At 74.5% G+C, this 22,366-nt stretch carries 3 protein-coding genes; all 3 read right to left on the reverse strand.

The window, feature by feature from the left end:
* Positions 1-50: 50 nt before the first annotated feature.
* The 3 genes from VA596_RS28340 to VA596_RS28350 are packed head-to-tail and all read right to left on the reverse strand — an operon-like array spanning position 51 to position 22,320.
* Positions 51-1,259 carry a cytochrome P450 gene (locus VA596_RS28340; protein ID WP_323331224.1) on the reverse strand — a complete coding sequence of 403 codons (1,209 nt, stop codon included), beginning with the start codon at positions 1,257-1,259 and terminating at the stop codon, positions 51-53.
* Positions 1,256-2,548: an MFS transporter gene (locus VA596_RS28345; protein WP_323331225.1), complete on the reverse strand. Its 1,293-nt coding sequence runs from the start codon at positions 2,546-2,548 to the stop codon at positions 1,256-1,258. Before VA596_RS28345 ends, VA596_RS28340 begins: the two co-directional genes overlap by 4 nt.
* A complete protein-coding gene (locus VA596_RS28350; protein WP_323331226.1) occupies positions 2,545-22,320 on the reverse strand; it encodes a non-ribosomal peptide synthase/polyketide synthase in 19,776 nt (6,591 codons plus the stop codon). The genes VA596_RS28345 and VA596_RS28350 overlap by 4 nt, the downstream gene beginning before the upstream one ends.
* Positions 22,321-22,366 lie beyond the last annotated feature (46 nt).

A 22,366-nucleotide genomic window follows, 5' to 3' on the forward strand; every position in this document is an offset into this window, starting at 1 on the left:
CCGGCCGGACCAAGTTTCGGCCGGAAGTCTCTCGTGGCCGATGACACTGCTCACGTGGTCTCGACGTCAAGAGGAAGACGTTTCACGCTGACGATCACCGCCGGATTCTGGAACTCCACCTGGTCGTCGGGCGCGACGGCGAGGTCGCGGTAGCGCTCGAAGAGGACTTCGAACGCCACCCGGCCCTCCAACCGGGCCAGCGGGGCGCCGAAGCAGAAGTGGATCCCGTGCCCGAAGGTGAGGTGCGGGTTCGGGCTGCGGCGCGCGTCGAACTCGCCCGGCCGCTCGAAGCTCGCCGGGTCGCGGTTGGCCGCGGCCACGTCGGCCATCACGATCGAGTTCGCCGGGATGATCCGGCCGCCCAGTTCGACGTCCGAGGTCGTGCGCCGGCCCAGTTCGGGAAACGGCGGCAGCATCCGCAGCACCTCTTCCAGCGCGGTCGGCAGACCGGCCGGATCGGCGCGCAGCGCGGCCGCGGCGTGCGGGTTCCGGTCGAAGCTGACCACGGCGTTGCCCACCAGCGCGGTCGTCGTGATGTGCCCGGCCACCAGCAGCAGCGCCACGAACCCGACTATCTCCTGGTCCTCCAGGCGTTCGCCGTTGAACTCCGCCTGGACGAGCCGGCTGGTCAGCCCGTCACCGGGGTGGGCGCGGTGCTGCCGGATGTGGTCCAGGATGTAGGCGTTCATCTCGCGGATCGTCGGGGCGATCGCGTCGAGCGCGCGCTGGATGTCGTCCATGTCGGCCGACTCCCCCAGCTGGTCCCCGCCGAACAGCACCTGCGCCCACCGGGTGAACAGTGGCCGGTCGGCGACCGGGATGCCGAGCAGCTCGGCGATCACGATGATGGGGAGCGGGTAGGCGAGTGCGTCGACGAGGTCGATCCTGGACGCGCCGGAGACTTCGTCGAGCAGCTCGTGCGTGATGGCCCGGATCCGCGGTTCGAGCCCGGCCACCACGCGCGGGGTGAACGCCTGGGTGACCAGGGTCCGCAGCTTGCGGTGGTCCGGCGGGTCCATCCCGACGAAGTTGCCCTTGCGGAAGGTCTCGAAGTCCTCCTGGACCGGGGTGAGCCCGCTGAAGTCCGAGGAGAACGTGGCCGGGTCGGACAGCACGCGCGAGACGGTCGGGTGGTCGAGCGCCCGCCAGCTGCCCTGCTCCTCGTCGTGGTGCACCGGGCCGCCGCGTTCGCGCAGCTCGGCCGAACGCGCCAGGAGGTCTTCGAAAGCGAAGGCGAGGTCGGGTTCCTGGGTGGTCATGGCTGGTTCTCCTCGGTGGTCGGGACGTCGGCGGAGTGGGCGCCGCCCACCGGCTGCGGTTCGGCCGGGGCGGCGGTGAGGGCGTCGCTGCGGGGGAAGTGGCGCAGGGTGGGGCTGAAGGTGACGACCAGGGTCACGAGGGCGATCCCGGCCGTGCACAGCACGACGGCGCCCCCGCCGGGGACGGCCTGCACCACCAGGCCACCGAAGGCCGGGCCGGTCGCGGCCGACACCCCGCCGATCACGCCCATCACGCTGGTGAGCCGCCCGCGCAGCCGGTCGGGCGTGAGCAGCAGCTGGTAGGTGCCGATCGTCGTGTTGGCCGTCGGCGGGAGCAGGGCCATGGCGACGAACAGGGCACCCATCAGGTAACCGTCGTCGATGACGGCCGCGAGCGGCGTGAGCAGGGTGAGCACCCAGAACACGCTCATGATCGACACGTACGGGCTCAGCCGGCGCTGCAGCCAGGGCGCGATCAGCGAACCCGCCACACCGCCGACGCCGAGCATCGCGGCCATCACGCCGATCTCGCCCGCGGTGATGCCCCGGTCTCGCGCCAGGACGACGACCACGATGTAGTAGGCGCTGAAGAAGAAGTTCAGGCTCACCGCGCACAGCACGGTGACGCGCACGTGCCTCTCGCCCCACACCCAGCGCAGGCCCTCGGCCATCTCCCGGCCCAGGTGCCCTTCGCCACGCGGCACGGGCTCGTGACGCGGGGACCGCACGAAGCACAGGGCGGCGAACGAGACCGCGTGGGCGAGCACGTCGAAGGCGAACGGGACGGCCCGCGCGAGGCCGTAGAGGAACCCGCCGATCGCGGTACCCGAGAGCTGGCCGAGCGCGCCGCGCGCCGAGTTCATCGCCACCGCGGTGGGCAGCTGGGCCGTGGGCACGATCCGGGCCAGCGTCGCGCCTTCGGCCGGGCCGAACAGCGAGCGGCAGCAGCCCATCACCGCCGCGACCGCGATCAGCTGGGGGATGCTCACGACGTCCAGCCAGACGGTCGCGACCAGGCTCGCGACCGCCAGCGTGTAGACGGCTTCGCAGCCGAGCATGAGCTTCTTCCGGTTCCAGCGGTCCGCCAGCGCACCGGCGGGCAGCCCGGCGACCAGCTGGGCCATCGCGTCCACGCCGAGCACCAGCCCGGACAGCGCCGGCGAGCCGGTCACCGCGAGCACCAGCAGCGGCAGCGCGATGACCGACGCGGCGAAGCCGGCTTCCGACAGCGCCTGGCTGCCCCACAGCAGGCGGTAGTCCCGGTTCCGGGACAGCGGCGGCGCGGTCATCGGCGCCCGCCCCGGCTGTCGGCCGCGATCTGCCGCAGGGCGCCGGCGAAGTCGGCGGCGACCGCTTCGACGGTCTTCCGGTCGTGGCGGCCCGGCTGGTGGATCAGGGAGAACACCAGCTCGCCGTCCTGGACCGCGCCGACCAGGTCGAGCAGGTACGGGCGGTGCTCGGCCGGGTCGTGGTCGTGGCCGAGCGAACCGTGCAGGGCGGCGTAGAGGCTCTCCGCCGTCGCCGTCCCGGCCGCTCCCGAACCGTCCCACTGGCCGAGGTAGTTGAACGAGATCCCGGGCCGCGGCCCGGTCTCGGCCAGCTTCCGGCGCACGTCCGGAGCGCCGAGGTGGCGCAGCGCGCCGTAGCCGAACCCGTTGCCCGGCACGGCCCGCAGCTGCTTGCGGACGGACTTGACCAGCGTCCGCCAGTCCGCGCCACGGTCCACGGTGAGGGCCACCGGGTAGAGCGTGGTGAACCAGCCGGCGGTCCGGGTCAGGTCGACGCCGTCGAGGACGTCTTCGCGGCCGTGGCCCTCCAGGGCGATCGACACGTCGGGGCGGCCGGTCCACCGCGCCAGCGCCCAGGCCAGGGCCGCCAGGAGGACGTCGTTGACGCGGGTGCGGTAGGCCGCGGGCGCCGACCGCAGCAGGGCGTTGGTGTCCTCGGCGTCGAGGACGACGGTGACTTCGTCCGTTCCGGGCGCGTCGCCGTCGTGGTCCACCGGCAACGCGCCGGCGGCGGGAAGGCCGGTCCAGTACGGGATTTCGTCGTCGAAGCCGCCCGCGCGGACGTGCTCGGCGAGCCGGTGCGACCAGTCGCGGAACGACGTCGTGCGCGGGCCGAGGTCGGCCGGGGCGCGCCGGAGCGCCTGCCGGTAGGCGGTGTCGAGGTCGTCGAGCAGGATGCGCCAGGAGACCGCGTCGACCACGACGTGGTGCGCCGCCAGGAAGAGCTTGGGCCGCCAGCTCGGTTCCGCGGTGACCAGGACGGCGCCGAGCAGCGGGCCGCGGGTCAGGTCGAAACCGGCGTGGACGGCGTCGGCGATCCGCTCCAAGGCGGCCGGGCGGTCGGCGTCGGCGACGCCGGTCAGGTCGTCGTGGCGCAGCTCGGGTGCCGGGTCGAGCCCGGCGTTGTGCTGGTGCCACCCGTCCGCCGTCTGCCGGAACCGCATCCGCAGGGCGTCGTGGTGGGCCCACACCGCCGCCAGGGCCTGCCGCAGTGCCCCGGCGTCGAAGCCGTCGGTCAGGTCGACGAGCATGGACTGGTTGAAGTGGTGCGGGTTGACGGTGTGGATCCCGAAGAACCAGTCCTGGATCGGGGTCAGCGGCACCGGCCCGACGACCGGCCCGCCGGGCTCCGTCCCTTCGGACACCGCGGTCGCCTGCGGAGCCAGGCCGGCGATGGTCTGGTGCAGGAACACGTCCTTCGCGGTAAGCCGCAGCCCGGCCTGCCGGGCCCGGGACACCACCTGCATGCTGAGGATGGAATCGCCGCCCAGCTCGAAGAAGTTGTCCTCCGTACCGACCCGGTCCAGGCCCAGCACCTGCGCCCACACCTCCACCAGCACCCGCTCGGCCGGCGTCACCGGTTCGACGTGGCGGGCGGCGGGCTCGGCCGCGGCGGTCACCACCGGCAGGGCCCGCCGGTCGACCTTGCCGCTCGGGCCGAGCGGGAGCGCCGCCAGCGGCTGGAACGCCGAGGGCACGAGGTGCCCCGGCAGCGACCGGCCCAGGAACTCGCGCAGGTCACCGGCGGCGGGCGGGTCGTCCGGCGAGGCCGCGACGAAGCAGGCGACCAGGCGCTTGTACCCGGACTCGTCCTGCTGCACGGCGGCGACGGCGGCACTGATGCCGGGGTGACGCAGCAGCGCCGATTCGACTTCGCCCAGTTCGATCCGGAAGCCGCGGACCTTGACCTGGTCGTCGGCCCGGCCGGTGAACTCGAGCTGCCCGGCCGCGCTCCATGCGGCGACGTCGCCGGTGCGGTACATCCGTTCCCCCGGCGCGCCGAACGGGTTGGCCAGGAACCGGTCGGCGGTCAGGCCCGGCCGGTCGAGGTAGCCGCGGGCCAGGCTCGGCCCGGCGACGTACAGCTCGCCCGCGACGCCGATGGGGACCGGCGTGAGCGCGTCGTCGAGGACGTAGACGCGGGTGTTCGGGAGCGGCCGGCCGATCGGCGGCGCCACGCCCGGGGTCAGTGGGTCGCTCCAGGTCGCGACGACCGTGGATTCGGTGGGGCCGTAGGCGTTGATCATCCGCCGGCCGGGCGCCCAGCGGTCCACCAGCTCCGCCGGGCAGGCGTCACCGCCCACGACGAGCGTGCGCAGGTGCGGCAGGGGCCCCTCCGGGAGGGTGGCCAGCGCGGCGGGCGGGATCAGGGTGTGGCTGATTTCGTGCGTGGTGAGGAATTCCGCGAGCGGCTCCCCCAGCAGCGGCCCGGGCGGGACGACGACGAGCGCCGCGCCGGCGGGCAGGGCCAGGCACAGCTCCAGCACGGCGGCGTCGAAGCTCGGCGAGGAGTACGCCATCACGCGGTCGTCTTCGGCGATGCGCAGGTGCTCGGCTTCCGCGTCGGCGAAACCGGTCAGCCCGGCGTGGGTGACGACGACGCCCTTGGGGCGCCCGGTCGACCCGGACGTGTAGATGACGTAGGCGGGGTTGCCCGGTTTCGGCGGGGTGAGCGGCACTCCCGGGTCCGCGGCGAACGCGGCCGGGTCGTCGAGCGAGAGCACCGGGACGCCGTCGGGGACGGGCGGGGCGAGGGTGTCGGTCGTGAGCACCAGGGCCGGGCAGGCGTCGGTGAGCATGTAGGTGATGCGTTCGAGCGGGTAGGTCGGGTCGACCGGCAGGAACGCCGCGCCCGCCTTCAGGACGGCGAGCTGCGCCACGACGATGTCGGCCGACCGGGGCAGGGCCAGCGCGACGATCCGCTCCGGGCCGATGCCGCGCGCGGCGAGGACCCGGGCCAGCCGCCCGGCGCGGGCGTCGAGTTCGGCGTAGGTCAGGGTGGTCCCGTCGGAGACGACGGCGGTCGCGTCCGGGTGCCGCCGGGCGCGGGCCTCGACGCGTTCGGGCAGGGTGCCCGGGGCAACTGCGCGGCCGGTGTCGTTCCACGTGCCGAGCAGCAGGCGGCGTTCGTCCTCGCCCAGCAGCGGCAGCCTCGACAGCGGCCGGGCCGGGTTTTCGGCGATGCCGGCGAGCAGGACGCCCAGGTGCTCGGCGAGGTGGTCGATCGTGGCGGCGTCGAACAGGTCGGTGTTGTAGGTCAGCGCGGCGTGCAGCACGCCGTGGTCCGGCTGGAACTCGACGGTGAGGTCGAAGTTGGCCGCGGTCGCGGGCTGCTCGACGTCTTCGGCCTCGAGACCGGGCAGCCGGGCCGGTTCCCGCGGGCTGTTCTGCAGCACGACCATCGCCTGGAACAGCGGCGTGCGGCTGGGGTCGCGGCCGGGCTGGACGGCGTCGACGACGCGGTCGAACGGGAGATCCTGATGGTCGAACGCCGCGCGGACGCCGGCGCCGACCTCGTCGAGGAACTCCGTGAACGGCACCTCCGGGCGGACCCGGGACCGCAGCACCAGGGTGTTGACGAAGAACCCGACGAGGCTTTCCAGCTCGGCGCGCTCGCGGCCGGAGGTGACCGTGCCGACGGCGACGTCGTCCTGGCCGGCCCAGCGGCCGAGCAGCACCTGGCAGGCCGCGACGAGGGTGGTGAACAGGGTGGTCCCCCGCTGCCGGCTCACCTGCTCGAGCCGGGCGGTCACCGCGGCCGGGACGACCAGCTCCCGGGTCGCGCCGCTGGTGGTGCGCACCGGCGGCCGCGGCCGGTCGGCGGGCAGCTCCAGCGGGGTGAGGTCACGCAGGCGCTCGGTCCAGTAGGCGACTTGGCCGGCCAGCACCCGCTCGGCGAGCAGACCGCGTTGCCAGGCCGCGAAATCCGCGTACTGCACGGGCAGGGGCGGCAGCTCCGCCGGCTCGCCGCGCAGCGCGGCCGCGTAGCGCAGGCCTATCTCCTCGGCGATCAGGCCGTTGGACCAGCCGTCGGTGACGATGTGGTGCACGGTCACGGTGAGCACGTGCTCCCGCGGGGCCAGCCGGATGACCTTGACCCGCAGCAGCGGGCCTTCCCGCAGGTCGAACGGCTGCTCGCCGTCCGCCCGCAGGACCTCGGCCAGCGCCGCTTCCCGCGTCTCGGCGGGGTGGTCGCTCAAGTCGGTGACGGGGACCGGCACCGCGGTCGGCGGGTGCACGACCTGGACGCCGTGGCCGTCGGCCGAAGCGAAGGTGGTGCGGAGCGGCTCGTGCCGGGCCACCAGGCCGGTGAACGCCTCGGCGAGCGCGTCGACGACCAGCTCGCCGTGCAGGCGCACGGCCGTGCTCGTGACGTACTCGGTGCCGCCGGGTTCGAACTCGTCGAGGAACCACAAGCGCTGCTGGGCGAAGGACTGCGGCAGCGGCCGGTCGCGGGGCACGGCGGGAATCGGGTCGGCGGCGGTGCGGGCGGCGCCGACGGTGTCGATCGCCGCGGCGAGCCGGGCCACCGTCGGGTGCGCGAACACCGCGCGCGGCGACATCGACACGGCGAATTCGGCCAGCAGCCGGGAAACGAGCCGGATGCTGAGGATCGAGTCACCGCCGAGCTCGAAGAAGTTGTCCTGCGCGCCGACCCGGGCGGTGCCGAGCAGCCGCTGCCAGATTCCGGCGACGGTCTGCTCGGTCACCGTGGCGGGCGGGACGTAGGCGCGCTGGGCCGGGATCGGGCCGTCCGGCGCGGGCAGCGCGCGGCGGTCGACCTTTCCGTTGCGGTTCAACGGAAGTACCGGCAGCACCAGGACGACCGCGGGCACCATGTACTCGGGCAGGGTCTCGGCGGCGTGCGCGCGCAGCTCGGCCGGGTCGGCGGTCCGCCCCGGGGTGGCGACGACGTGGGCCACCAGCCGGCGGGTGCCGGCGGCGTCGGTGTGGACCGTCGCGATCGCCTGCGCGATCGCCGGGTGGGCGGTGAGCACGGCTTCGATCTCGGCGGGCTCGATCCGGAACCCGCGCAGCTTGACCTGGTCGTCGGAGCGGCCGAGGAACACCAGGTCGCCGTCGGCGTCACGGCGGACGACGTCCCCGGTCCGGTACATCCGCTCCCCCGGCGCGCCGAACGGGTCGGCGACGAACCGGTCGGCGGTCGCGCCCGGACGGCCGAGGTAGCCGCGCGCCAGGCCGGGCCCGGCGAGGCACAGCTCGCCCGGCGCGCCCGCCGGCAGCGGCCGCAGGTCGCGGTCGAGCACGTAGGCGCGGACACCGTCGAGCGGGCGGCCGATCGGGATCGGCTCGGGCACGTCCGCGGTCAGCCGGTAGGACGTGGCGAAGGTGGTGGTTTCGGTGGGGCCGTACCCGTCGACCACGACGAGGCCGGGGCAGGCCGCTTGGACCGCCCGCACCGCGGCCGGCGGGACGACGTCACCACCGGTCCACACCTCGCGCAGGCCGCGCAAGGCGTCCGGGGCGTCGTGGGCGAGGAGCCGGAACAGCCCCGCGGTCAGCCATGCCGCCGTCACGCCGTGCTCGGACACCGCGCGCCGCAACGACTCCACGGTCAGGTCGGGGCCGTCGGGCAGGACCACGGCGCCGCCGGTGAGCAGCGGGGCCCACAGCTCGTAAGTGGAGGCGTCGAAGGCCAGCGGCGAGTGGGCCAGCACCCGGGCGTGGGCGTCACCGGCGAACCTCGAGTCCTGGGCCAGCGCGGTGATGTCCTGGTGGCACACCGCGACACCCTTCGGCGTCCCGGTCGAGCCCGACGTGTACATCACGTAGGCGAGGCTGCCGGGATCGGCCGCACGCTCCGGTGCCGAGGAGGACCGCTGCCCGCCCACGGTCAACGTGGGTCCACTGTGGACGGACTCGGCGGTGGTCACCCAGGTCGGCCCGGCCACCACGACCGTCACCGCGGCCTCGGCCAGCACGGCCCGCAGCCGCTCGTGCGGGGCACGGGTGTCCAGCGGCACGTAGGCCGCGGCCGCCTTGAGCACGGCCAGCTCGGCGACGACGTGGTCTGCCGACGGTTCGAGCAGCAGGCCGACGCGGTCTTCGGCGCCGACGCCCAGCTCGACCAGCCGGTGCGCGAGATGGTTCGCCCGTTCGTCCAGCTCGGTGTAGGTCAGGGTCCGGTCGCCGGAGACGACCGCGGGCGCGTCCGGCCGACGGCGGACCTGGTCGGCGAACAGCGCCGGCACGGTCGCGGCGGGTGCGGGCCCGCCCGCGCCGTGGGCGTCGGCGAGCACCTGGGCGCGTTCGGCGCCCTCGACCCACGGCAGCCGCGCCAGCGGCCGGGTGGGATCGGCGGTGACGGCGTCGAGCAGCAGGCCGAGCCGGTCGGTCATCGCCGTGATCGAACCGGCGTCGAACAGTCCCGGGTCGTAGGCGAGGTCGACGGTGAGGCCTTCATCGAGGGACGCGCGCAGGCACAGCGGGAAGTTGGTGGCGTCGGCCGAGGCGACCTCGACGACCCGGGGCGCGCCCGTGGTCGCGGGCTCGCTGATCGGGTAGTTCTCGAAGACCACCATGCTGTCGAACAGGTTCTGCCCGGCGGCGACGTCGCTGAGCGGCCGGAGCCGGCCCAGCGAGACGAAGTCGTGGTCACGCGCTTCGCTCTGGGCCGCCTGCAGCTCCCCCAGCCACGCCGCGACCGGCTGGGTGCCGTCGAGGCGCACGCGGGTGGGGATGGTGTTGATGAACATGCCGATCATCGTTTCGACGCCGGCCAGGTCGGCCGGGCGGCCGGAGACGGTGGTGCCGAACACGACGTCCCGGTCGCCGGACAGCAGCGACAGCAGCAGCGCCCAGGCGCCCTGGACGACCGTGTTGACGGTGAGGCCGTGGGTCCGGGCGAACTCGCGCAGCCGCAGCGTCGCGGCCGGGGCCAGCCCGGTGCGGACCGCATCGGTCGAGCGGGACCGGTGGGCCTCGGCCGGCGGGCGGTCGTAGGGCAACGCCGTCGGCGCGTCGAACCCGGCCAGGGTGGCGCGCCAGAACGCGTCGGCGCGGGTCTGGTCGCGCTCGGCCAGCCAGCCGAGGTAGTCGCGGTACGGGCGGCGGGTGACCAGGCCCGACCGGGTGCCCGACGTGGTCGCGGCGTACTGCTCGCACGCCTCGGCGAAGACCTGGGCGGAGCTCCAGCCGTCGAGCAGGACGTGGTGGGAGGTCCAGACGAGGTCGACCTCGTCGCCGGGCAGCGCGGCGATCGCCAGCCGGGTCAGCGGGGCCCGGCTCAGGTCGAACGGCACCGCGCGGTCGGCTTCGAGCAGCTCCCGCACGGCCGCCTCACGAGCCGCCGGGCCGAGGTCGCGCAGGTCGTGGTGGGTGACCGGCAGCGTGGCCGCGCGGTCCACCACCTGGACGGGCTCCTCGACGCCGGTCAGGACCAGCCGGGTCCGCAGCACCGGCGTGCGGTCCACCACCCGCTGCCAGGCCGCGGCGAGCCCGGTGGGATCGGCGACCCCGGCCAGGCGCACGCGGACCTGTTCGAAGTACGCCGGGGAGCCGCTGTCGAACAGGGTGTGGAACACCATGCCGGCCTGCAGCGGCGTGAGCGGGTAGACGTCCTCGACGTCCCGGCCGTCGCCGGCCACGACGTCGAGTTCGCGCTGGCTCAGCCGGGCGAGCGGGAAGTCCGCGGGCGTCCGGCCGCCGGCGCCGGGAGTGGCGCAGTGCACGACGATCTCGCGCAGCGCCGCGGTGACCTGCCCGGCGAGGTCCCGCACGGTGCTTTCGCGGTGCACGCCGGGGGAATACGTCCAGGCCAGCTCCAGCCGGCCGCCCTCGACGATGCCGACGACGTCGAGCAGGTGACTGCGCGGCCGGGTGTCGTCTTCGCCCAGGTCGCCGCCGAAGCCCCGGTAGAGGCCGCCGTCGCCGCCGGCGGCGGTCCACTGGCCGAGGTAGTTCAGCGAGATCTGCGGGGTACGGGCATCGCGCAGGGGCGAGTCCGGTACGAGCCGGCTCAGCGCGCCGTAACCGAGGCCCTTGCCGGGCACGGCCCGCAGCTGCTCCTTGACCGCCTTCAGCGTCGGCCCCCAGTCTTCGGTGTCCGGGAGCGTGAGCGCGACGGGGAACTCGGCGGTGAACCAGCCGACCGTGCGGGACAGGTCGAGGTCGTCGAAGAGCTCCTCACGGCCGTGCCCCTCCAGCGCGACCAGGACCCGCTCGGATCCGTTCCACCGGGCCAAAACCCGGCCCAGGGCGCTGAGCAGGACGTCGTTGACCTGCGTGCGGTAGACGTCGGGGACCTGGCGCAGCAGGGCGTCGGTGGTGGCGGCGTCCAGGGCCGAGGTGACCGTGCGAGAGCCGGTGTTCTCCCCCGCCGCGTCGACCGGCAGGTCCGCGGCGGGACCGTCGAGCACCCCGGTCCAGTAGGGCAGTTCGGTGTCGAGGCCGCCGACGCGGACGTGCGTGGCGAGCCGGTCGGCCCAGCGGAAGTAGCTCGTCGTCCCGGGCCCGAGGTCGACCGGGCGGCCCGCGAGCACCTGGCGGTACGCGGTTTCGAGGTCGGCGAGCAGGATCCGCCACGAAACGCCGTCGACCACCAGGTGGTGGACGGTCAGCAGCAGGGACGGCGGCCGCGCCGGGCCGAAGGTGAACAGCACGGCCGCGACGAGCGGGCCGTCCCCGACGCTCAGCGTGGCACGCGCTTCGGCCGCGGCGGCGCGCATCGCCGTGCCGGCCTCGTCCACAGTGGACATGTCGACGAGCCGGAGTGCGGGGATCTCCGCGTCGGCGCGGAACTCCTGACGCCAGCCGTCGGCATCGTGCGTGAACCGGGTGCGCAGGGCTTCGTGGCGGGACAGGACGGCGTCGAGGGCGGCGGTGAGGGCCGGGACGTCCAGGCCGGGGTCGAGTTCGGCCACTGTGGACATCGTGAACCGGGAGTTGCCGGTGTCGAAGAGCCACTGCTGGATCGGGGTCAGCGGGGCCGGGCCCGTGAAAGCCGCTTCGGGACCGCCGGGCTCGTCCGCGCCGGCGACCAGCGCCAGCTCGGCGATGTTCTGGTGCCGGAAGACGTCCTTGGACGTCAGGCGCAGGCCGTGCTGCCGGGCCCGGGAGACGACCTGGATGCTCAGGATGGAATCCCCGCCGAGGGCGAAGAAGTTGTCCGCCACACCCGGCTGCTCGACGCCCAGGACCTCGGCCCAGATCGACGCCAGCAGCTCCTCGGCCGGCGTCCGCGGCGCGATCCGGCCGGCGGCCGGGGTCACGATCGGGGCGGGCGCGGGCAGCGCGCCGCGGTCGACCTTGCCGCTGGCGGCCAGCGGAAGCCGGTCGAGCCGCACGAACACCGTGGGCACCAGGTGGTCGGGCAGGCTCGCCTTCAGCCGGGTTCGCAGGTCGCCCGGCTCGCCCGTCGTGACGACGTAGGCGACGAGACGGGCGTGGCCGTCGTCGTGGCGAGCCACGACGACCGCGTCGGCGACCTCCGGCAAGGCGCGCAGGGCCGTCTCGACCTCGCCGGGCTCGATCCGGAAGCCGCGGATCTTGACCTGGTCGTCGGCGCGGCCGAGGTACTCCAGGTTTCCGTCGCGGGTCCAGCGGACGCGGTCACCGGTGGCGTACATCCGGCTTCCCGGCGCGCCGAAGGGGTTCGGCAGGAACCTCTCCGCGGTCGTCCCGGGCCGGTTGAGGTACCCGCGGGCGAGCTGGGTGCCCGCCAGGTGCAGCTCGCCCGGGACACCGATCGGCGCCGGGCGCAGCCGGTCGTCGAGGACGTAGGCGCGCACGTTGCCCACCGGGCGGCCGATCGTCTCGCGCTCGCCGTCGCCGATCCGCGCGAAGGTGGCGTCGACCGTGCATTCGGTGGGGCCGTAGATGTTGAACGCCGTGACGCCGCCGGTCGCTGCGAGTTCGCGCCACAGCGCGTCGCCGACGGCCTCCCCGCCCAGCAGCAGGACCGACGGCCGGTGCTCGCTCGCGTCGAGCAGGTGCCGGACGAACGACGGTGTCGAGTTGACCAGGTCGATCCCGCGGTCGGCCACGTAACCGGCGAGCAGCGCGGGGTCGAGCCGGGTGTCGCCGTCGATGACGTGCAGTTCGTGCCCGGCGGTGAGCATCAGCAGCAGGGCTTCCCAAGACGCGTCGAACGAGAACGCGGCGGTGAGCGCGACCCGCAGGCGGTCCTTCCCGGCCGCGGCGGCGAATGCGCCCGCGTGGTCGGCGGCCAGGTTGGCCAGGGCGCGGTGGCTGACGACGACGCCCTTCGGCAGCCCGGTCGAGCCGGAGGTGTAGATGACGTAGGCCGCGTTGTCGAGCGCGAGCGGCCCGGCATCTCTCAGGTCCACATCGGACACCGAGTCCGGCACGGTGGTCGGTTCGGTGACCACGACCGCGGGCCGGGTGTCGGAAAGCAGCGCGTCCCGGCGCCGCTCGGGCAGCTCGGGATCCAGGTACAGGACCACGGCCCCGGCCTTGAGCACGGCGAGGAGCGTGACGACGAGGTCCGCGGAGCGGGGCAGGGAAACGGCCACGAACCGCTCCGGACCCGCACCGCGGCCGGCGAGGTCGCGAGCGAGCCGGTTCGCGCGGCTGTTCAGCTCGGCGAAGCTCAGCGTGGTGTCTCCGCAGACCAGCGCGGTCGCGTGCGGGGTTTGCGCGGCCTGCGCCTCGAACAGCTCGGTCACGGTGACGCCGGGCTCCGGGCGGTCGGTGGCGTTCCAGGTCCCGACGACCAGGTCGTGTTCGGCCGCGGGCAGCAGCGGCAGTGTGTCGACGGGCCGCGTGGGGTCGGCCGCGACGGCGGTGAGCAGCACCGTCAGGTGCTCGGCGAAGCGCCCCATCGTGGCCGCGTCGAACAGGTCGGTGCGGTAGTTCAGCAGGCCGCGCAGGCCGTCGGGGCGTTCTTCGAACTCGATGCTGAGGTCGAAGCCCGCGGTCGTCATCGGCAGCTCGAGGTCGCTCGCGGCGAGCCCGGCTAAGGCGGGCAGCCGGTTGCCGGCGTTCTGCAGGGTCACCAGCACCTCGAACAGCGGTGTGCGGCTGGTGTCGCGCTCGGGGCTCAGCTCGTCCACGAGCCGCTCGAACGGCACGTCCTGGTGGGCGAACGCGTCCAGGACCGTCCGGCGGACGGCGGTGAGGACCTCCCCGAAGTCCTGCTGCCCGTCCAGGCGCGACCGCAGCACCACGGTGTTGACGAACATCCCGACCAGGTGCTGCACCTCGGGATGGTCGCGGCCGGAGGTGATCGTGCCGACGGCGACGTCGTCCTGCCCGGACCACCGGCGCAGCACCAGCTGGCAGGCCGCGGCCAGGGCGGTGAACAGGGTCGTGTCCCGGTCGGCGGCCAGCCGGCGCAGCCCGGCGAGCGGCTCGGCGGCGAGGGTGAACTCGTGCTCGGCGCCGTGCGACGTCCGGACGACCGGCCGGGGGCGGTCGGCCGGCAGGTCCAGCGGGCGCAAGCCGTCGAGCTGGCGGCGCCAGAACCCGAGCTGGTCCTCGACGGGCAGTTCTCGTTGCCACGCCGAGAAGTCCGCGTACTGGACCGGCAACACGGGCAGCTCGGTGTGCTCGTTGCCGTAGAGGGCGGCCAGCTCGCCGGCGAGCACGCCCATCGACCAGCCGTCGGTGACGATGTGGTGCAGGGACAGCACGAGCGCGTGGTCGTCCGGGGCGACGCGGGCGAGCCGGGCCCGCAGCAGCGGCCCGCGGGTCAGGTCGAACGGCCGGGCGAGGTCGTCGGCGAGCAGCCGCCGCAGGGCGCCGGGGTCGCTGCCGACGTCGGTGACGGGCAGGGCCAGCTCCCACGGCTCGCCGACGATCTGGCGGGGCCGGCCGTCGGTGACGCCGAAGGTGGTGCGCAGGGACTCGTGCCGGGCGATCAGGGTGTTCAGCGCCGCGGCGAGCGCGTCGGCCCGCAGGTCGCCGCGCAGGCGCACACCGAAGACGGTGACGTGGTCGGTGCTGCCGGGTGCGAACTCCTCGAGGAACCACAGGCGCTGCTGGGCGAACGACAGCGGCAGGTCGTCCTCGCGGCTCACCGGGGTGATCGCCGCGGTTCCCGGGCCGGCGGGCGCCGCCGTGAGGGTGGCCGCGAGTCCGGCGACGGTCGGGGTGTCGAACACGCTGCGCGGGGAGACGTCGACACCGAGAGCGTCACGCAGCGCGGAGGCCAGCCGGATGCTGAGGATGGAATCCCCGCCGAGGGAGAAGAAGCTGTCCTCGGCCCCGACCCGGTCCACGCCCAGGGTGGCGGCCAGGACCGCGGCGACCGTGCGTTCGGCGTCGGTGCGCGGCTCGAGGAACTCCGCGCCCGCCGAGCCGGCGGCGGCCGGCGCGGGTAACGCGCGGTGGTCGAGTTTTCCGTTGCGGGTCAACGGCATCTCGTCGATCGTGACGAACGCCGACGGCACCATGTACTCGGGCAGCGACCGGGCCAGCCGCTCGCGCAGCAGGGCCGCGGCCGGCGGGTCCTGCGGGTCGGCCGGGACGACGTAGGCGACCAGCCGCCTGCGGCCGGGCTCGTCCTCGCGGGCGAGGACGGCGGCCGAGCCGACCTCCGGCAGGGCGAGCAGGGTGGCCTCGATCTCGCCCGGTTCGATGCGGAAGCCGCGGATCTTGACCTGCTGGTCGGCACGCCCGCGGTAGCGCAGCGCGCCGCTTCCGGTGCGGGACACCAGGTCCCCGGAGCGGTACATCCGCGAGCCGGGCGCGCCGAACGGGTCGGCGACGAACCGGGCGGCGGTCAGCCCGGGCCGGCCTAGGTAACCGCGGGCCAGGCCGGCCCCGGCGACGTGCAGTTCACCCGGCACGCCGGCCGGGACGGGGTTCAGGTCGGCGTCGAGGACGTAGCCGCGCAGGTCGGGCAGGACGTCCCCGACGAGACCGGGAGCGTCGGGGACCAGGTCGTGATGGGTGACGTGGACGGTGGTCTCGGTGATGCCGTACATGTTGACCAGGCGGGGCGCGGTGGCTCCGTGGCGGCGGAACCAGCCGGACAGGCGGCGCGTGTCGAGTGCCTCGCCGCCGAAGATCACGTGCCGCAGTGCCAGCCGGGCGCCGAGGTCCGGGTCGTCTTCGTCGGCGCGGCACAGCTGGTAGAACGCCGACGGCGTCTGGTTGAGCACGGTGACGCCTTCGTCGGCCAGCAGGCGCAGGAACTCCCGCGGCGAGCGGGACACGGCGTGCGGGACGACGACGAGCCGGCCGCCGTGCAGCAGCGGGCCCCAGATCTCCCAGACGGAGAAGTCGAAGGCGTAGCTGTGGAACAGCGTCCACACGTCGCCGCCGCCGAAGCCGAACCGGGCGGCGGTGGCGGCGAACAGCCGGGTGACGTTGCGGTGCGGGATCACCACGCCCTTGGGCTGCCCGGTCGAGCCGGAGGTGTAGATGACGTAAGCGGGATGCTCGGGCGTGCACCGCGGCGGCGGGTCGGTGTCGGGGCCGGCGACCTCGACGTCCTCGGGAGTCAGCACGGCGACCGGGTCGGTGTCGGCGAGCATCCGCTCGACGCGCTCGTCCGGCGTGGCCGGGTCGATCGGCAGGTAGGCGGCGCCGGCCTTGAGCACGGCGAGGATCGCGACGACCTGTTCCGGCGAGCGCGGCAGGCGCAGGGCGACGTACCGCTCGGGCCCGGCGCCGAGCGCGATCAGCCGGTGGGCCAGCCGGTTCGCGCGGCGGTTGAGTTCGGCGTAGGACAGGGCGGTGCCCTCGCCGGTGAGCGCGATCGCGTCCGGGGTCGCGGCCACCTGGGCGGCGAACAGGTCCGTGATGGTCGGTGCGGGCAGCGAGACCGGGTCCGCGCCGCCGGGCAGCTGCGCGCGGTCGTCGGCCGAGAGCCACGGCAGCCGCGCGATCGTGCGGTCCGGGTTCTCGGCCAGCGCCACCAGCAGGGTCCCCAGCCGGGCGGCCAGGGCCTCGGCGGTGGCCGGGTCGAACAGCGCCGGATCGGTGGCCAGCTCGAAGCCCAGCTGTTCGCCGGCGTAGGCGCGCAGGGTGATCGGGAAGGTGGTGGCGTCGAGCGCGGTCACCTCGCGCAGGGTGACCCCGGCGCGCGCGGCGGCGTGCTCGTCGAACGGGTAGTTCTCGAACGCGACCATGCTGTCGAAGAGGTTCTGCCCGGCCGGGACGTCGCTGAGCGCGCGCAGCCGCCCGAGGGCGACGAAGTCGAAGCGCCGGGCCCGGTTCTGCTCGTCCTGCAGCCGGCGCAGCCAGGCCACGACCGGCTCGCCGCCGTCGATCCGGGTGCGCGTCGGGATGGTGTTGATGAACATCCCGATCATGGTTTCCACGCCGGGCAGGTCGTCGGGCCGGCCGGAGACGGTGGTGCCGAACACGACGTCGTCCTCGCCGCTCTGGTGGGCCAGCAGCAGCGCCCACGCGCCCTGCACGAGGGTGTTGACGGTCAGGCCGTGTCTTCGGGCGACGTCGCGCAGGCGGGTCGTGTCTTCGGCCGTCAGCGAGCCGCGGACCGGCTGCGCGGTCCGGGTCCGGTGGGCCTGGGCCGGTGACCGGTCCCAGGGCAGCGGTGTCGGGGTGGCGAACCCGGCCAGCACCTCGCGCCAGTGGTTCTCGGCCGCGGTGACGTCCTGCGCGGCCAGCCAGGCGAGGTAGTCGCGGAACGGGCGGTGGGCCGGGATCCGCGGGACGCGGCTGCCGGTGATGGCGGCGTACTGCTCGACCACTTCGGTGAAGATCTGGGCCAGGCTCCAGCCGTCGAGCACGATGTGGTGCGAGGTCCACATCAGCAGCACCTGGTCGTGGCGCAGCGCGATGACGGCCAGCCGCATCAGCGGGGCGGTGGCCAGGTCCATCCCGGCGGCGGCGTCCTCGGCCGAGAGCCGCGCCAGCTCGGCGGCCTGCTCGTCCTCGGACAGGCCGCGCCAGTCGTGGCGGGTGATCGGCACGGCCGCGCGGCGGCGCACCACCTGCAGCGGTTCCTCGACGCCCTCCCAGACCAGCTGGGTGCGCAGCACCGGGGTCCGGTCGGCCACCTGCTGCCAGGCCCGCGCGAACGCCTCCGGGTCGCGGACGCCGTCGAGCAGCATCCGCGCCTGGTCGACGTAGGCGTCGGCAGCGGGGTCGAGCAGGCTGTGGAACAGCATGCCCGCCTGCAGCGGAGTGAGCGGGTAGACGTCCTCGACGTCGTGGCCGTCACCGGCGATGCTGTCCACGCCTGCTTGATCGAGGCGGGCGAGCGGGAAGTCGGACGGCGTGCGGCCGCCGGCGCCGGGCTCCGCGCAGTGCGCGACGATCTCGCGCAGGCCCGCCAGCATCGCCTCGGCCAGCTCCTGCACCGTCTCGCGGTTGTTGACCTGCTCGGAGTAGCTCCACGTCAGCGAAAGCTCGCCGCCGTCGACGACACCGGTCACGTCCAGCTGGTAGGTGCCGGCCTCGTCGGGCGCGATGTCCGCGCCCGCGCCGTCGAGCCGGCCGCGGAAGAGCCCCTCGCCGCCGCTTCCGCCGTCCCAGCGGCCGTGGTAGTTGAAGCAGATCTGGGGCAGCGGCAAGGACTTCAGCTCGCTGCCGGGCGCGCCGGCGGCGCCGAGGTGGCGCAGGGCCTCGTAGCTGAGGCCGCGGCGCGGGACGGCCCGCAGCTGCTCCTTGACCGCCTTGAGGGTGGCACCCCAGTCCCCCGACGGCGGCAGGTCGAGCGCCACCGGGAACTGCGTGGTGAACCAGCCGACCGTGCGGGACAGGTCGACGCCGTCCAGGACGTCTTCTCGGCCGTGGCCCTCCAGCGCGAGCAGGACGCCGTCCTGGCCGGTGCGGTCCGCCAGCGCCCGGCCGAGCGCGCTCAGCAGCACGTCGTTGACCTGCGTCCGGTAGGCCGCGGGGACCCGGTGCAGCAGCGCGCCGGTGTCGCCGGCACCGAGGCTCACGGTCAGCGTGCGCGTGGAGCCCGTGGTGCCGGCGCCGTCGTGGTCGACCGGCAGCGCCGTCGGCACCCGGCCGGCCACCCGGGCCCAGTGCCCGACGTCGCCGTCGAAGGCGCCGGAGCGGACGTGCTCGCGCAGCAGGTGCGCCCACCGGGTGAACGTCGTGCCCGCGGCCGGCAGCCGGACGGGGGCACCGGTGCGGGCTTGGTGGTAGGCGGTGTCGAGGTCGGCGAGCAGCACCCGCAGCGACACGCCGTCGACCACGAGGTGGTGCACGGCCAGGAACAGCAGTGGCGGCTGGGTGCCGCGCACCAGCAGCACCGCCCCGGCGACCACGCCGGTCGTCAGGTCGAGCCCGGCGCGCACCTGGCCCGCCGCGGCTTCGATCCCGGCGCGTTGCCCGGCTTCGCCGAGCGAGGACAGGTCACGGCTCCACAGCACCCCCGTCGGCGGCGTCGGCACGACTTCCTGCCGCCACTCGCCGTCGAGGTGGAGGAACCGGGTCCGGAGGGCCTCGTGGTGGGCGACGACCGCGTCGACGGCGGTCCGGAGGGCGTCGTGGTCGACGTCGGCGGGCAGTTCGAGCAGCTGAGACATCGTGAAGTGGTCCAGCGGGCCGTGGGTGCCGAAGAACCAGTGCTGGATCGGGGTCAGCGGCGCGGGCCCGGTGATCGGCGCCGTCGTGTCCGGGGTGAGCGCGGCGGCGGACTGCACGACGGTCGCGAGCCCGGCGATGGTCTGGTGCAGGAAGATGTCGCGCGAGGTGAGCCGCAGCCCGGCCTGGCGGGCCTGGGCGACGACCTGGATGCTCAGGATCGAGTCGCCGCCGAGGCCGAAGAAGTTGTCCTCGACCCCGACGCGATCGTTGCCGAGCACCTCGGCCCAGATGGCCACCAGCTGGTGCTCGACCGGCGTCCGCGCCGCGACGTAGGCCTGGTCGCCGTCCTCGGGGACGCCGGGGGCCGGGAGCGCCCGGCGGTCGACTTTCCCTTGCGGCGTCACGGGAACGGCGTCGATCGGGACGTAGGCCGAGGGCACCAGGTAGTCGGGCAGGCTCGCCCGGAGGGCTTCGCGGAGGTCGGCGGCGGCCGGTGCGGCCGGGCCGGCCGCGACGACGTAGGCCACCAGCCGGGCGTGCCCGTCGTCGCCGCGGTGGGCGACGACGACGGCCGCGGAGACGTCGGGCAGGCGCAGCAGCGCGGCCTCGACCTCACCGGGTTCGACGCGGAAGCCGCGGATCTTGACCTGGTCGTCGAGGCGGCCCAGGTACTCCAGCTGCCCGTCCGCGGTCCAGCGCACGCGGTCGCCGGTGCGGTACATCCGCTCACCGGGCGCCCCGAACGGGTTCGCGACGAAGCTGCCGGCGGTCCGGCCCGGCCGGCCGAGGTAGCCGCGCGCGAGCTGCGCGCCGGCCAGGCAGAGTTCGCCCGCGACGCCGATGGGCACCGGCCGGCGGTCCTCGTCGAGGACGTGGGCTCGGGTGTTGGCCAGCGGGCGGCCGAGCACGGGCCGGGCGGTCGCGCCGACCTGGGCGGACACCGCGTCCACCGTGTACTCGGTCGGGCCGTAGAAGTTGTGCGCCACCGTCACTTCGGCGTCGGACAGGGCGCGCCAGAGCGTCTCGTCGAGGGCTTCGCCGCCGAGCATCAGGATCTTCGGGCGGTGCCGCGGGTCGGTCAGCAGCCCGGCGGGCACGAGCCGGCGCAGGTAGGTCGGGGTCAGGTCGAGGAAGTCGATCCGGTGGTCGGCGATGTGGTCGACGAGGGCGTGCGCGTCCAGGCGGACGTCGTCGCCGATGAGGTGCAGCTCGTGGCCGTCGGCCATGAGCACCGGGCCTTCGAGCGAGGTGTCGAACGACAGGGTGGCGGTCAGCGCGACCCGCAGCCGCCGTCCCGGGGCGGCGAAGCCGGTGCGGTGGCCGGCCAGCAGGTTGGTGAGGTTGCGGTGCGGGACGGCCACGCCCTTGGGCCGGCCGGTGGAGCCGGAGGTGTAGATGACGTAGGCGGTGTTGGCCGGACGCAGCGGCGCGACGCGGTCGGCGTCGGTCAGGTCGGTGCCCGGGTACTCCCCCAGCGCGGCGGTGGTCTCCGCGGTACCGAGGACGAGCCCGGCGCCGGTGACCGGGGTGGTCTCGTGGGTGACGGCCAGCGTGGCGCCGGCGTCGCGCAGCAGCAGCTCGATCCGGTCGGCGGGCAGCGCCGGGTCGATCGGCAGGTACACCGCGCCCGCCTTCAGCACGGCGAGCAACGCGACGATCGCGTCGGCCGTGCGCGGCAGCGCGAGGGCGACGACCCGTTCCGGGCCGGCGCCGAGCGCCACCAGGTGACGCGCGAGCCGGTTGGCGCGGGTGTTCAGCTCGGCGAAGGTGAGCGTGGTGGCCCCGGCGACCAGCGCGGTCTCGTCCGGGATGCGGTGGACCTGGGATTCGAACAGCTCGGTGAGGGTGGCCTCGGGGACGTCGAGGCCGGTGTCGTTCCACTCGGCGAGCCGCTGCTGCTCGGCCTCGGTGAGCAGCGGGAGCTCGCCGACCGGGCGGGCGGCGTCGGCGGCGATGCCGGTGAGCAGCACGGTGAGGTGTTCGGCCAGCGCGGCGGCGGTCCGCTCGTCGAACAGGTCGGTGTTGTACTCCAACGACCCTTCCAGGCCGCCGTCGGCCGGCTGGAACTCGACGGTGAGGTCGAAGTTGGCCGCGCGCCGGGTCACCTCGACCGGTTCGGCGGTCAGCCCGCCGAAGTCCGGCTGCCCGGCCGGGCTCCCGTGCAGCAGCACCATGGCGTCGAACAGGGGGTTGCGGCTGGGGTCACGCTCGATCTTCAGGGCCTCGACGAGCTTCTCGAACGGCGCTTCGGCGTGCTCGAAGGACTCCAGGACCGTCGTGCGGACGGCGTCGAGAAAAGCTTCGAACGGCGTGGATCCGTCCACTGTGGAGCGGACGACTACGGTGTCGACGAAGAAGCCGACCGTCCGCTCGAGTTCCGGGCGGCCCCGGCCGGACACGACGGTGCCGAGCGCGATGTCGTCGCGGCCGGTGTACCGGGCGAACAGCACCTGGCAGGCCGCGACCAGCACGGTGTAGAGCGTCGTGTCGTGGGCCCGGGCGAGGGCGGCGAGCGCGGTGGCGACCTCGCCCGGGACGCTGAACCCGTGGAGCGCGCCCGCGGTCGTGCGCACAGCGGGCCGCGGCCGGTCGGCCGGCAGGTCCAGCGGCTCGACCCCGGCCAGTTGCGTGGTCCAGTAGGCGAGGTGCCGGTCCAGGGCCGGCCCGGCCAGCCGGTTGCGCTGCCACACGGCGAAGTCGGCGTACTGGATCGCCGGCTCGGGCAGGTCCGCGGGTTCGCCGCGCACGGCGGCCGCGTAGAGCGCACCGAGCTCGGCGACCAGGATGCCCATCGACTCGCCGTCGGTGACGACGTGGTGAGCGGTGAGCAGCAGGACGTGGTGTTCTTCGGCGACGCGCACCAGCAGCAGCCGGACCAGCGGGCCGCGGCGCAGGTCGAACGGCCGGGCGTACTCGGCGCTCAGCACCTCGTCCAGGTCGGCGGGCCGCAGCGCGGGATCGGCCGTCAGGTCGACCGTCCGCACCGGCACGTCCGGGGCCGGGTGGACGACCTGGACGGGCGTGCCGGCGGCGTCGTCGATGGTGGTGCGCAGGGATTCGTGCCGGGCCACCAGGTCCCCGAGCGCGCCGGTGAGCGCGGCCGGGTCGAGAGCCCCGGTGAGCCGCAGCCCGACCGCGCTGTTGTACTCGGCGTCCCCCGGCTGGAACTCGTCGAGGAACCACAGGCGCTGCTGGGCGAAGGAAAGCGGCAGGTCCTCCTCACGCGAGGCCCGGCCGATGACGTCGGTGCGCTCGGCCCGCCCGGCCAGGCGGCGCTTGAGCGTCTCGCGCAGTTCGGCGGGCAGCGCGTCGATGCGGCTCTTTCTCGAGGTGGTCATGATTCGCTTTCCTCTACGGCACGGCTCGGGCGGTTCGGGGGGCGGG

This window comes from Amycolatopsis heterodermiae, from assembly GCF_034929455.1.
GTDB lineage: Bacteria > Actinomycetota > Actinomycetes > Mycobacteriales > Pseudonocardiaceae > Amycolatopsis > Amycolatopsis heterodermiae.